Genomic DNA, 13,139 nt, shown 5'->3' on the forward strand with positions numbered 1-13,139 from the left:
GTGTGGTCGATCGGGCATCAGGCCGCCGCGAGCCGCATCACCGACACCTGGTCGGCCTCGGCGCGGTCGAGGATGCCGGTCAGCCGGCCCGCGTGCATCACCGCCACGCGGTCGCTCATGCCCAGCACCTCGGGCAGCTCCGACGAGATCATGATGACCGCCACCCCCTGCCCGGCGAGGCGCGAGATCAGGCGGTGGATCTCCGCCTTGGCGCCGACGTCGATGCCGCGCGTCGGCTCGTCGAGGATCAGGATCTTGGGGCCCGTCATCAGCCAGCGGCCGATCAGCACCTTCTGCTGATTGCCGCCGCTGAGGTTCTCGATGCGCTCGTCGAGGTTCGGCGTCTTGACCCGCATGGCGTCCTTCATCCTGCCGCACTCGGCGTCGACCGCGCCCTGCTGGATGAAGCCGCCCTTGACGTAGCGGTCGGTGAGGACCGCCATCTCCATGTTCTCGCGCACGCTGAGCATGAGGAAGCAGCCGGTGTCCTTGCGGTCCTCGGTCAGGAGCGCCATGCCGGCCCGCATGCCATCGCGGGGGCTCGCGACCCGGACCGGCACGCCGTCGAGCCGGATCTCGCCGCCCGTCGCCGGCGTCACGCCGAAGATCGTCTCGGCCACGTTGGTGCGGCCCGAGCCGACGAGGCCCGCGAGGCCCAGGATCTCGCCGCGGCGCAGGTCGAAGGAGACCCCTTCGAACACCCCGTCGAGCGCGAGGTCTCTCACCGACAGGATCACCTCGCCGATCTTCGCTTCCTCCTTGGGGAACATCTGCGTGATCTCGCGGCCCACCATCATCTGGATGACTTGGTCGCGGGTGATGTCCCTGGCCGAGCGGGTGGCGATGTAGCGGCCGTCGCGGAAGATCGACACGTCGTCGGCGATCGTGAAGAGCTCGTTCATCTTGTGCGTGATGTAGACGATGCCCTTCCCCTGTCGGCGCAGGTCGCCGATGATGCGGAACAGGTGGTCCACCTCGCGGTCGGTCAGGGCCGAGGTCGGCTCGTCCATGATGAGCACGTCGGACTCGTAGGAGACCGCCTTGGCGATCTCGATCATCTGGCGCGTCGCGACCGAATGGTCGCGCACCTCGGATGCGGGGTCGACATCGATGCCGAGCCGGTCGAACAGGGCGCGGGTGCGCCGGTTCATCTCGCGGTGGTCGACGAAGCCGAAGCGGTTCAGCGGCTCGCGGCGGATCCAGATGTTCTCCGCCACCGTCATGAAGGGCATCAGGTTGAGCTCCTGATGGATCATGGCGATGCCGGCCTCCAGGGCGTCGAGCGGAGAGGATATCCGGATCTCGACGCCCTTGAGGCGCAGCGTGCCGGCGTCGGGCTGGTACACGCCGGCGATGATCTTCATCAGCGTCGACTTGCCGGCGCCGTTCTCGCCCATCAGCGCGTGGACGGTGCCGCGGCGGATGCGCAAGGACACGTCGTCGAGCGCCACGACGCCGGGGAACTCCTTGCGGACGTTGTCCACCTCGAGCAGGTAGTCGGCGCCCGGGACCGCGCCCGACTCCCGCACCGCCTTGAACGTCGACGGGCTCAGCATCGCGTCGTCCTCCCCCTGGTGATCCACGTGTCGCCTCTGCCGATGTCCCGCGGGGATGGTCCGCCTGAACCCGTAACAGTTCTGAGCCGTCAGCGGCCGACGCAGGATCGATGATCGTCCCTCGTCACGCGCTCGAAGGGCGCGTCGACGTGGCCCGGTACCGTGTCGCCCGCGCGCCTCAGCGCCATCTCGGCGAGCCCGTCCGGCCCCGCGCCGAGCGCGGCGGCCTGCCCGAGACGGTCGCCCGAACCCTCATGATCCCCTCCCCCGCCCGGCGCTCCGCGCTCAGCCGTAGATCGTGGGCTTGTCGCGCAGGGTGACGGTGGCCCAGCCGCCCGACTTCAGCGCGACGAGGCCGGCGTCGGTCGCCACCGTCGCGGCGTAGCCGTCCCAGCTCGAGGGCCCGCGCACCTCGCCCGCCGCACAGGCGTCAAGCCATTCCTGCAGCTCGACGTCGTAGGCCCGCATGAAGCGCTCGCGCCAGTCCTCGGGCACGCGGCCGCCGAAGCTGCCGCGGCTCTTCACGATCACCGTGTTGCTCTCCGCCATGGTGACGGTGCCGGTCTCGCCGACGATCTCGCCGCGGATGTCATAGCCGTAGTCGATGTTGACCGAGGTCTCGACGTTGACGAGGGCGCCCCCGCGCATCCGCAGGATCATCATCAGGGGATCGTGCAGCTCGCCGCCGCGGCTGTTCTGGCGCGGCTTGATCACCAGCGTCTCGGCGATCTCGTCGTCGAACAGCCAGCGCGCGATGTCGATGTCGTGCACGGCCGTGTCGACGATCGCCATGTCGCTCGTGTAGTGGCCCGGCACGGACGGGTTGCGGTGGCCGCTCGACATCATCAGCGGCGCGCCGATCTCGCCCGAGTCGATCGTGCGCTTCATGGCGCGGTAGCTGTCGTCGTAGCGGCGCATGAAGCCGACCTGCACGAGCCGCCGCCCGGCCGCGACCTCGGCCTCGATGATGTTGAGGCAGGCCGCCTCCGTGGTGGCGAGCGGCTTCTCGCAGAACACCGGCTTGCCGGCCCTGATGGCGGCCACGACGTAGTCCTCGTGGCTCGGCCCCCAGGAGCAGACCAGCACGGCGTCGACGTCCGGATCGGCGATCACCTCCTGCCCGGTCGCGTGGGCCCTGGCGGAGCCGAGCCCCCCGGCGACCTCGCGGGCGCGGGCCGCGTCCGTGTCGGCCACCGCGACCACCCGGCCCCCGGCCAGCACCTTGCTGAGGCGGCGGATGTGGTCCTGGCCGATCATGCCGACGCCGATGACCCCGATGCGAACTGTCATGAATCCCTGTCCTGTTGAAACGCGCTCCCCTTCTCCCCTCGCGGGAGAAGGTGCCCTGACGAGGTCAGGGCGGATGAGGGGGCCTAGCGCCGTGCTCCATGATGGACCGGGCCAGCGGAGGGGGCTGGGATGACCCCTCATCCGACCGGCCTTGCGGCCGGCCGCCTTCTCCCTGAGGGGGAGAAAGGTTCTGCGTCACTGAGCGTATTGCTTGTAGTTGTCCTTCGTGACCTTCTCGAAGGGCACGTCGACGAAGGACGGCACCTTCTCGCCCTTGATGAGCGCCAGCGCCGTGTCGACCGCGCCCTTGCCCTGGCCCTTGGCGTTCTGGAACACCGTCACGTAGAGGTTGCCGTTGGCCACCTCGGCGAGGCCGTCCGCCGTGGCGTCGATGCCGCCGATGCACACGCTCTTCGGGTCGACGCCGGCCTGCTTCAGCGCCAGGATCGCGCCGATCGCCATCTCGTCGTTGTTGGACGCGACGCCGTCGATCTTGCCGCCCTGGGTGATCCAGTTGTTCATCAGGTCGATGGCCTTGTTGCGGCCCCACTCGGCCGTCTGCTTCTGCGTGATCTTGATGTCGGGATGCTTGGCCATCACCTCCTCGACGTCGGCGGTGCGGTCGAGCGCGGCGTTGTTGGAGAGCTGGCCCTCCATGATGACGATGTTGCCCTTGCCCTTGAGGCACTTGGCCAGCTCTTCGGCTTCCAGCGTGCCCGACACCTTCTCGTTCGAGCCCACGAAGGCGACGTTGCTCGGCAGCGTCTTGTCCTCCGGCTTGCGGTTCACGTAGACGAGCGGGATCTTCGCCGCGACGGCGAGCTGTGTCATCTTCGGCGTGGCCGAGGTGTCGACCGGGTTGACGATGATGGCGTCGACCTTCTGGGCGATGAAGTTCTGGATCTGGCTGATCTGCTTGCCGGTGTCGTCGCCCGCGTCCTCGATCTGCAGCGTCACGCCCTTGTCCTTGGCTTCCGCCTGGATCGCGTTGCGCACGCTGGTGAGGAAGTTGTCGTCGAACTTGTCCATCGTGACCCCGATGGTGGTGGCCGACGCGCCCCCGGCCAGGCCCGACATCGCCAGCAGCGCCAGCGCCGCCGTCGTCAAGAATCGTCCCCTCATCGCGTTCCTCCCGTGTTCGGCCTTACGAGGCCGCATCGTGACTGCGGGCGCCCTCGTGTCGAGCGCTTCTCGCCAATTTTGCCCAGCTTTTCAGCGCGCCGGGATCGCGTCCGCCTGCCGCACCGCCGCCATGCTGTCCGCGAGCGCGGAGCGGATGTCGGGCGCATTCGACACGCTGTCGGCGAAGGGTTCGAAGGACAGCGGCCCTTCGTAGCCGCCCGCCGCGAGCGCCCGGATCTGGCCGAGGTTGTCGAGCCGGTCCTCGCCGTCGACGAGGACCCGGTGGGCGTCCTTCATCGCGTCGCGCGGGATCGCCGCGTCGACCACGCCGGAGATGTGGACGAGGCCCGTCCGCGCGGGGAAGAGCTCGGCCTCGCCCGCGACGTGGTGGTGGAACGTGTCGTGGACGAGCTTGAAGGTGCCCGCCTCGCCGACGGCGTCGATGGCCGCGACCGCCTCGCGCTTGAAGCGCAGCGACGATTCCGGAAAGCCGAGCGGCTCGACGAGGCCGGTGACGCCGGCCCGGCGCAGCAGCGGCGCCAGCGCGGCGAGCGCCTCGCGCAGGCGCCCGAGGCGCTCCGCGTCCCCCGCCCGGTAGGCCGGATCGTTGAGCGGGCACAGCACCACGCCCGCCGCGCCGCAGGCCGCCGCAGTGTCGATGAGCTTCCTCGCCTCCTCGGCGCGCTCGGGCGTCCACATGTTGAAGGGGTAGAGCGCGTTGATCGACAGGATCGTCAGGCCCCGCGCCTCGGCCTCGCGCCGCACCGTCTCGGGCGGCGTGCCGTCCGCGATGGCGACGCCCGGCAGCTCGTTGCGGATCTCGACGCCGGAGACGCCGAGCGAGACGGCGAGGTCGAAGAAGGCCGTCAGGCTCGCCGCGGGCGCGACGCGGTGATTGAGGCCGAAGGCGTTCATCGTCTGGCTCACTCCCGGAACATGTCATTCTTTTTTGTATTTTTCGGATCATGCATTCCAGATCAGGGGTCGTCAAGCGGTTGTGCGCGGCGGCGGGAAGTTGCGCCGCGGGGCCTTGCCCGGCCCCGGCCACCGGCGGATCATCGCGGAATGGATGTTCCGCCGCGTGTCCGGCCGGGACGATCGAGGCGGAGCGGCCCGGCATGGACGATGCGGTGAGGGGTGACGAGGGCGCGCCGGAGACTTTCGTCGCGCTGCGGCAGGCCCTGATCGACCGGCAGCCCCGGCTGCCGAAGCGCCTGGCCCAGGTGGCGGCCTTCGCCATGGCGAACCCCGACGAGATCGCCTTCGGCACCGCGGCCAGCATCGCGGCGCGGGCCGCCGTGCAGCCCTCGACGCTGGTGCGCTTCGCCCAGGCCCTCGGCTACAACGGCTTCTCCGACCTGCAGTCGGTGTTCCGCGAGCGCCTGCGCGACCGCGTGCCGAGCTACGAGGAGCGGCTGCGCGCCCTGCGGGGCCATTCGGAAGCCGCCCTCAAGGTCGGGATCCTGTTCGAGGGCTTCGCCACCGCGGCCGAGCAGTCCGTGCGGCTCCTGCGGGACCGGCTGCGGCCCGAGGCGCTCGACGCCGCCGTGTCGCTGCTGGCGCCGGCGGACACGATCTACCTCATCGGCCAGCGCCGCTCCTACCCCGTGACGGCCTACCTCAACTACGCCCTCGGCAAGCTCGGCGTGAAGAACGTGCTGGTCGGCTCCGGCTCCGGCAACGACCCCGAGACCCTGTCCTTCGCGACCCCGGCCGACGCCGCGGTCGCGGTGAGCTTCACGCCCTACGCCTCGGCCACCGTGGACCATGCGCAGCGGGTCGCCGCCGCGGGGACGCCGCTCGTCGTCATCACCGACAGCCCGTTCAGCCCGTTGCTGCCGCCCGCCAAGGCGTGGTTCGAGGTCGTCGAGGAGGACTTCGAGGGCTTCCGGCCCATGTCGGCCACCCTCGCGCTCGCCATGGCGCTGGCGGTCGGGACCGCGGAGCGGCGCGGCGCGCGGTGAGCGCGAGCCGGGTGCCGCCAAGGGAATGAAAATTCCATATTGACGATCATCGGGAACCGGTGTTTCATCCTGCCCGTGACCGCGCCGCCACGGCCGAGGCCGCCCGGCGCCGGTCGCGTTCAAGAACGACCGCACCGGGAGGGCGGCCCCGACGGCCGGCGACGCGCTGGAGCCGGGCCGCGACAGGACCATCGCACCATGCGTGAAGAGCCCGTCCTCGACGTCATCGCCATCGGCCGGTCTTCCGTGGACCTCTACGGCGCGCAGATCGGCGGCCGGCTCGAGGACATGGCGAGCTTCTCGAAGGCGGTCGGCGGCTGCCCGACCAACATCGCCATCGGCACGGCGCGGCTGGGCCTCAGGAGCGGCCTCGTCACCCGCGTCGGCGACGAGCACATGGGCCGCTTCATCCGCGAGCAGCTGCTGCGCGAGGGCGTCGACGTCGCGGGCGTGCACACCGACCCCGACCGCCTGACCGCGCTGGTGATCCTCGGCGTCAAGGACCAGCACACCTTTCCGCTGATCTTCTACCGGACCGATTGCGCCGACGGCGCGCTCGACCCCTCCGACATCGACGAAGCTTACGTCGCGAGCGCCGCCGCCGTGCTGGTGACGGGCACCCACTTCGCCGCACCCGCCGCCGCGGAAGCGCAGATGCTCGCCATCCGCCACGCCGAGGCGCACGGGCGAAAGGTGATCTTCGACGTCGACTATCGGCCGAACCTGTGGGGCCTCGCGGGCCACGGCGCCGGCGAGGCGCGCTACATCGAATCCGAGCGCGTCACCGCGCTCCTCGCGCCGGTGCTGCCGCATTGCGACGTGATCGTCGGCACCGAGGAGGAGCTGATGATCGCCGGGGGCGCCGACGACGCCCTCGCCGCCATCCGCGCCATCCGGGCGCGCAGCCGCGCGCTGATCGTGTGCAAGCGCGGCCCCATGGGCTGCGTCGCCTTCCCGGGCGAGATCCCGGAAGCCATCGAGGACGGCGTCACGGGGCCCGGCTTCCCGGTCGAGGTGCTGAACGTGCTCGGCGCCGGCGACGCCTTCATGTCGGGCCTCCTGCGCGGCTACCTGCGCGGCGAGCCGCTGGAGCGCGCGCTCGCCTTCGCCAACGCGGCCGGCGCCTTCGCGGTGTCGCGGCTCCTGTGCTCGGTCGAATACCCGACCTTCGCCGAGCTCCAGCACTTCATCGCGCACGGCTCGCCGACCCGCGTGCTCCGGCGCGACGCCGCGCTGAACCACCTCCACTGGGCGACGACCCGCGACGCGCTGATCCCGGCCCACGCCAGGCCGGACACGGTCATGGCCTTCGCCATCGACCATCGCATGCAGCTCGAAGCCATGGCGGACGAGGCCGGGGCGCCGCGCGAGCGCATCAGGGCCCTCAAGGTGCTGGCGCTCGAAGCCACGGTGAAGGTCGCGGCCGGCCGGCCCGGCTTCGGCATGCTGCTCGACGGCACGCACGGGCAGGACGCGCTGTTCCGCGCCACGGACGAGAAGCTCTGGATCGGCCGCCCGGTCGAGCGGCCGGGCTCGCGCCCGCTCGACTTCGAGGGCACGGGCTCGCTCGGCGCGCACCTCGCCGACTGGCCGCTCGGCCACACGATCAAGTGCCTGTGCTTCACCCGGCCGGACGACCCGGCGGACCTCACCGAACGGCAGGACCGCGAGCTCATCCGCCTCCACGACGCCGCGCGCCGCGCCGGGCGCGAGCTGCTGATCGAGGTCATCGCCGGCAAGCACGGCCCGCTCGGCGACGACACGGTGGCGGCCGTAGTGCGCCGCCTCTACGGCCTCGGCATCCGGCCCGACTGGTGGAAGCTCGAAGGCCAGCCCTCCACTGCAGCCTGGGACGCGGTCGCGGCGGCGATCCGCGAGGGCGATCCCCGCTGCCGGGGCGTCATGCTGCTCGGACTCGATGCCCCGATGTCGGACCTCCGCGCCCAGTTCGAGCGCGCCGCCGGCTGCCCGGCCGTCAAGGGCTTCGCGGTCGGTCGCACCATCTTCAGCGAGCCCGCGCGGGCCTGGTTCGCGGGCCGGATGGGCGACGCGGAGGTGCGCGACGCCATGGCGGCCCGCTTCGCCGACCTCGTCGGCGTGTGGCGGGGCGCGCGGCCGGACTGACTTCCTCCATCTGATCACGGGACGGGTGACGCCATGGGCACGATCCGGCTGACCGCCGCGCAGGCGATGGTGCGCTACCTCAGCGTCCAGATGACGGAGGTGGACGGCGAAACGCTGCCGCTCTTCGCCGGCTGCTGGGCCATCTTCGGCCACGGCAACGTGTCGGGCATGGGCGAAGCGCTGCACGGCATCCGCGACAGCTTCCCGACCTACCGCGCCCACAACGAGCAGGCCATGGCGCATGCCGCCATCGCCTACGCCAAGGCGATGCGGCGGCGGCGCATGATGGCCTGCACGACCTCGATCGGCCCCGGCGCCACCAACATGGTGACGGCCTGCGCACTGGCCCACGTCAACCGCCTGCCCGTGCTGCTCGTGCCGGGCGACGTCTTCGCCAGCCGCCGGCCCGACCCCGTGCTGCAGCAGGTCGAGAGCTTCGGCGACGGCACCGTCTCGGCCTCGGACTGCTTCCGCCCCGTGTCGCGCTACTTCGACCGCATCGCGCGGCCCGAGCAGCTGATGCCGGCGCTGGAGCGCGCGCTCGCCGTGCTGACCGACCCGGCCGAATGCGGCCCCGTCACCCTGTCGTTCTGCCAGGACGTGCAGGCCGAGGCGCACGACTATCCCGCGCGCTTCTTCGAGCCCCGGCTGCGCCGGGTGCGCCGGCCGCCCCCCGACACGGCCGAGCTTGAGGAGGCCGCCGCGGCCCTGCGCGCGGCGAAGCGCCCCGTCATCGTCGCGGGCGGCGGCGTGCTCTACGCCTCGGCCGAGCGCGACCTCGCGGGTTTCGCGCAACGCCGCGGCATCCCGGTCGTCGAGACGCAGGCCGGCAAGTCGTCCCTTCCCGACCACCACCCCAACGCCATGGGGGCCGTCGGGGTGACGGGCACCGGCGCCTCAAACGCGCTCGCGGCCGAGGCCGACCTGCTGCTGGCGGTGGGCACGCGCCTCGCCGACTTCACCACCGGCTCGGCGGCGCTCGTCGGCGACCCGGCGTCCCGCATCGTCATGCTGAACGTGCAGGCGTTCGACGCCGGCAAGTTCGGCGCCCTGCCGCTCGTCGCCGACGCCAGGATCGGCCTCGCCGCGCTCGACGGCGCGCTCGGCGACCACGCGGCGCCGCGCGCCTGGACGGAGCGCATGCACGCCGAGAAGGAGCGCTGGGACGGGACCGCGGCCGCCTACACGGCGCCCGGCAACGCCGAGCGGCCCAGCGACGCGCAGGTGATCGGCGCCGTGCAGCGCGCCGGCCGCCCGTCCGACGTGGTGGTCTGCGCCGCCGGCGGCCTGCCCGGGGAACTGCACAAGCTGTGGAAGAGCGGCGACGCGCTCGGCTACCACCTCGAATACGGCTATTCCTGCATGGGATACGAGATCGCCGGCGGCCTCGGCGTGAAGATGGCGCTCCCCGACCGCGAGGTGATCGTGATGGTGGGCGACGGCTCCTACCTGATGCTGAACTCGGAGATCGCCACCTCGGTCATGCTGGGGCTGAAGCTCACGATCGTGCTGCTCGACAACGGCGGATACGGCTGCATCAACCGGCTCCAGGCGGAATGCGGCGGCGCGCCCTTCAACAACCTCCTGGCCGACTCGCGCCACGTGGCGCTGCCCGCCATCGACTTCGTGGCCCACGCCCGCGCGCTCGGCGCCGGCGCCCGCAAGGTGGCGAGCCTCGCCGAACTCGAAGCGGCGGTCGAGGAGGCCCGCGGCGCCCCGACCACGCAGGTGATCCTGATCGACACCGACGCCGGACCCTCGACCGACGCGGGCGGCTTCTGGTGGGACGTGGCGGTGCCGGAAGTGTCGGCGCGCCCCGAGGTCGCGACCGCCCGCGAGGGCTACGACCGGCGCCGCGCCCACCAGCGCGCCGTCAACTGAACCACTGAACGGAGACACACATGGCGATCCGCATCGGCGCGAACCCGATCGGCTGGTCCAACGACGACCTGATCGAGATCGGCGGCGCGACGCCGCTCGAGACCTGCCTCGCCGAAGCGCGGGAGGCCGGCATCGTCGGCATGGAGCTCGGCAACAAGTTCCCGCGCGAGCCGGAAGCCCTGAAGGCGGCGCTGGCGCCCTACGGCATGGCCTGCATCGGCGGCTGGCACTCGATCGAGCTCCTGCGCCGCTCGGCCGCCGAGGAGTTCGAGCTCGCCAAGGCGCACCGCGACCTCCTGAAGGCCGTGGGCACGGACGTGTTCATCGTCTGCGAAACGTCGAACACCGTGCACGGCAGCCGCGCGACGCCGCTGTCGCGCCGCCCCGTGATGGCGAGCGGCGACTGGGCGCCCTACGGCGCCAAGGTGACCGAACTCGCGGAGCGCCTCGCGGGCGAGGGGCTGAAGCTCTGCTACCATCACCACATGGGCACGATCGTGCAGACCGAGGCCGAGATCGACGCCCTCATGGAGAACACGCGGGCGCCCGCCAACCTCCTGCTCGACACCGGCCACGCCACCTGGGGCGGCGCCGACCCGGCGAAGCTCGCGGCGCGCTACCGCGAGCGCATCAGCCACGTCCACTGCAAGGACGTGCGCCTCGACAAGGCCAAGGCCGCCGAGGCCGAGGACCTGTCCTTCCTCGACGCGATCCTGGGCCAGGGCGACGAGCTCGGCGTCTACACCGTGCCGGGCGACGGCGCGGTCGACTACGCGGCCGTGTTCGAGGCCCTGCGCGGCTATTCCGGCTGGGTGGTGCTGGAAGCCGAGCAGGACCCCGACAAGGCCCATCCCCTCACCTACGCCAAGCGCGGCGTCGCCCACATCCGGGCGGCCCTGCGCGAGGCGGGCCTCGACTGACGCGGGAGCAACCCCATGGCCGCCTCGCCCCTCCTCGTCCGCCCCTCGGCGCCCGACGCCGACGGCCGCGTCCACGCCGTGACCCCCGAGAGCGCCGGCTGGACCTACGTCGGCTTCGAGGTCTTCGACCTCGGAGCCGGCCAGCGCCTCGCGCGCGACACGGGCGACCGGGAGGCCTGCGTCGTGGTGCTGTCCGGCACGGCCCGCGCGTCGGCGGGCGGCCATGACTTCGGCACCATCGGCGGGCGGCGGGGCGCGTTCGAGGGGCCGGGCTGGTCGCTCTACGCGCCGGCGCGCTCGTCCTTCGCGATCGTGGCGGAGGGCCCCTGCGAGGTCGCGGTCTGCCGGGCGCCCGCCGAGGGCCGGCTGCCGGCGCGCGTGATCCCGCCGGGCGCGGTCGGGCAGGAGACGCGCGGCACGGGCACCAACATGCGCCACGTCCGCAACATCCTGCCCGACACGGCCGAGGCCGAGAGCCTGCTCGTGGTGGAGGTGGTGACGCCGGCGGGCCACTGGTCGAGCTATCCGCCCCACAAGCACGACCGCGACGCTCTGCCGGCCGAGAGCCTGCTGGAGGAAACCTACTACCACCGGCTCGACCCGCCGCAGGGCTACGGGGTGCAGCGCGTCTACACCGACGACCGCTCGCTCGACGAGACGGTGAGCTTCGCCGACCGCGACGTCGTGCTCGTGCCGCGCGGCTATCACCCGGTCGGCGCCCCGCACGGCTACGACCTGTTCTACCTCAACGTCATGGCGGGCCCGAAGCGCATCTGGCGCTTCCACAACGATCCCGCGCACGAATGGATGCTGCGCGAGGCGTGAGCCGGGCGAGGCCGTCCCCGCGAGCCGCGGCCGGCAGGCCCGCGGGCTTCGTGCGCGCCGTGGGATGCGCTACGGCAGGGGGTGACTTCCGCGGGACCCCCGATGAGCCGACCCATCTACCAGCTTCAGATCGTCCGGGCGGTGGCCGCGACGGTCGTGGTGGTCTTCCACGCGCAGGGCGAGCTGGTGCACCGCGGCTTCGCCGACCCGTTCCCGAGCCTCACCATCGGCGCCTTCGGGGTCGACCTGTTCTTCGTCGTCTCCGGCTTCATCATGGTGGTCGCGTCCGAGCGCCTGTTCGGCCGGCCGGGAGCGGCGCTGTCCTTCATGGCGAAGCGCGTCGTGAGGGTCGCGCCGCTCTACTGGCTGTTCACCGCGGCCTTCACCGGCATCGCCATCGGGCTCGGCCACCTCCCCGGCCACCCCCGGGCCTCCGCGACCCACATCGTCGCCTCGTTCCTGTTCCTGCCCGCGCTCCGGCCGGACGACGGCGCCTATTTCCCGGTCTACTCGCTGGGCTGGACGCTGAACTACGAGATGTTCTTCTACCTCTGCTTCGCGTCGGTGCTGGCCCTGGCCCGCGGCCGGGCCGTCGCGGCCCTCTCGGCCGGCCTGATCGGGCTGGTCCTCGTCGGGCGCCTCGTCGCGCTCCCCTGGCCGCTGTTCTACTGGGCGGACCCGATCGTGCTCGAATTCGTGTTCGGGCTCTGGCTCGGCCTCGCCCACCGCGCGGGCTGGCGGATGCCGGTCCGCGCCGGGACGGCGCTGGCCGTCGCCGCCGTGGTGGGCGCGTGGCTCTACGTCCCGTTCATCAACTCGGCCGCCGATTGGCGCGGCCTCGCCTGGGGCCTGCCGGCCGCGACGCTCGTCGCCTGGGCGCTCGGGATCGGGGAGCCCGGCACCAGCCTGCCGGCGCGCGCCGCGACGCGGCTCGGCGACGCCTCGTTCTCGCTCTACCTAGTCCACTCCGCGCTGTTCATCGTCGTCTTCTACGCCCTGTCGAAGGTCATGACCCCGCAGCGGCTGCCGCCCGTCGCCTACATGGCCCTGCTGGTCGGAAGTTCGGTGGCGGCCGCCCTGGCGCTGTATCGCTGGCTAGAGGCCCCGATGACGCGGCGCCTCCAGGCGGCCGTCGCGCGGTCGACCGCTGCACGCCCCGCGCGCGCCGTCACGGCCACACGAGGATCACGGCCGCGAGCGGGCAGCGGCCGAACGGGTTGACCGCGCGCCCACTCCCCCCGGCGGACGGCGCCGAGCATCCCCGGGCGATCGACACCCGGGCTCAGGCCTTCGCCGGCCGCTCGCCCCGGCCTCGGAGCGCTCGCCCCCGGCCGGCTCCGCCCTTCGACGGCCGCGCCGCCCCGTCCTTGCCCGGACGCCGCCGCGCTGCGGCGGCCCCGAGCCGCGCGGCGAGCATGGCGGGCGTCGAAGCCGGATCCCCCGCCGGATCGAAGCGC

At 72.1% G+C, this 13,139-nt stretch carries 10 protein-coding genes; 6 read left to right on the top strand and 4 right to left on the bottom strand.

Features of this window, described 5'->3' with window-relative positions; genetic code table 11:
• Positions 1-17: 17 nt before the first annotated feature.
• From L7N97_RS07445 to L7N97_RS07460, 4 genes are all read right to left on the bottom strand, one after another.
• Positions 18-1,556: a sugar ABC transporter ATP-binding protein gene (locus L7N97_RS07445; RefSeq protein WP_237482096.1), complete on the bottom strand. Its 1,539-nt coding sequence runs from the start codon at positions 1,554-1,556 to the stop codon at positions 18-20.
• A 285-nt stretch (positions 1,557-1,841) separates the two neighbouring features.
• Entirely contained in the window at positions 1,842-2,846 is a 1,005-nt protein-coding gene (locus tag L7N97_RS07450; protein ID WP_237477688.1) for a Gfo/Idh/MocA family oxidoreductase, read from the bottom strand.
• Positions 2,847-3,041: 195 nt separating this feature from the next.
• Complete coding sequence (locus tag L7N97_RS07455) at positions 3,042-3,968, bottom strand: sugar ABC transporter substrate-binding protein (RefSeq protein WP_237477689.1); 927 nt, start codon at positions 3,966-3,968, stop codon at positions 3,042-3,044.
• A 90-nt stretch (positions 3,969-4,058) separates the two neighbouring features.
• A complete protein-coding gene (locus L7N97_RS07460; protein ID WP_237477690.1) occupies positions 4,059-4,883 on the bottom strand; it encodes a TIM barrel protein in 825 nt (274 codons plus the stop codon).
• 203 nt (positions 4,884-5,086) lie between these two features.
• Here L7N97_RS07460 and L7N97_RS07465 point away from each other — a divergent pair, with 203 nt between their 5' ends.
• The 6 genes from L7N97_RS07465 (at position 5,087) to L7N97_RS07490 (ending at position 12,903) form a co-directional block, all read left to right on the top strand.
• Positions 5,087-5,932 carry a MurR/RpiR family transcriptional regulator gene (locus L7N97_RS07465; RefSeq protein WP_237477691.1) on the top strand — a complete coding sequence of 282 codons (846 nt, stop codon included), beginning with the start codon at positions 5,087-5,089 and terminating at the stop codon, positions 5,930-5,932.
• 198 nt (positions 5,933-6,130) lie between these two features.
• Positions 6,131-8,056 carry a bifunctional 5-dehydro-2-deoxygluconokinase/5-dehydro-2-deoxyphosphogluconate aldolase gene (locus L7N97_RS07470; protein ID WP_237477692.1) on the top strand — a complete coding sequence of 642 codons (1,926 nt, stop codon included), beginning with the start codon at positions 6,131-6,133 and terminating at the stop codon, positions 8,054-8,056.
• A 33-nt stretch (positions 8,057-8,089) separates the two neighbouring features.
• The gene (gene iolD / locus L7N97_RS07475) at positions 8,090-9,937 is read left to right on the top strand and encodes a 3D-(3,5/4)-trihydroxycyclohexane-1,2-dione acylhydrolase (decyclizing) (RefSeq protein WP_237477693.1); all 1,848 of its coding nucleotides are present in this window, start codon (positions 8,090-8,092) and stop codon (positions 9,935-9,937) included.
• A 20-nt stretch (positions 9,938-9,957) separates the two neighbouring features.
• Positions 9,958-10,857: a myo-inosose-2 dehydratase gene (gene iolE / locus L7N97_RS07480; protein ID WP_237477694.1), complete on the top strand. Its 900-nt coding sequence runs from the start codon at positions 9,958-9,960 to the stop codon at positions 10,855-10,857.
• Positions 10,858-10,872: 15 nt separating this feature from the next.
• Positions 10,873-11,682, top strand: coding sequence for a 5-deoxy-glucuronate isomerase (iolB, locus tag L7N97_RS07485; RefSeq protein WP_237477695.1), 810 nt, complete (start codon positions 10,873-10,875; stop codon positions 11,680-11,682).
• A 102-nt stretch (positions 11,683-11,784) separates the two neighbouring features.
• Entirely contained in the window at positions 11,785-12,903 is a 1,119-nt protein-coding gene (locus tag L7N97_RS07490; protein ID WP_237477696.1) for an acyltransferase family protein, read from the top strand.
• Positions 12,904-13,139: the final 236 nt, after the last annotated feature.

The sequence above is a fragment of the Lichenibacterium dinghuense genome (assembly GCF_021730615.1).
GTDB classification, from domain to species: Bacteria; Pseudomonadota; Alphaproteobacteria; order Rhizobiales; family Beijerinckiaceae; genus Lichenihabitans; species Lichenihabitans dinghuensis.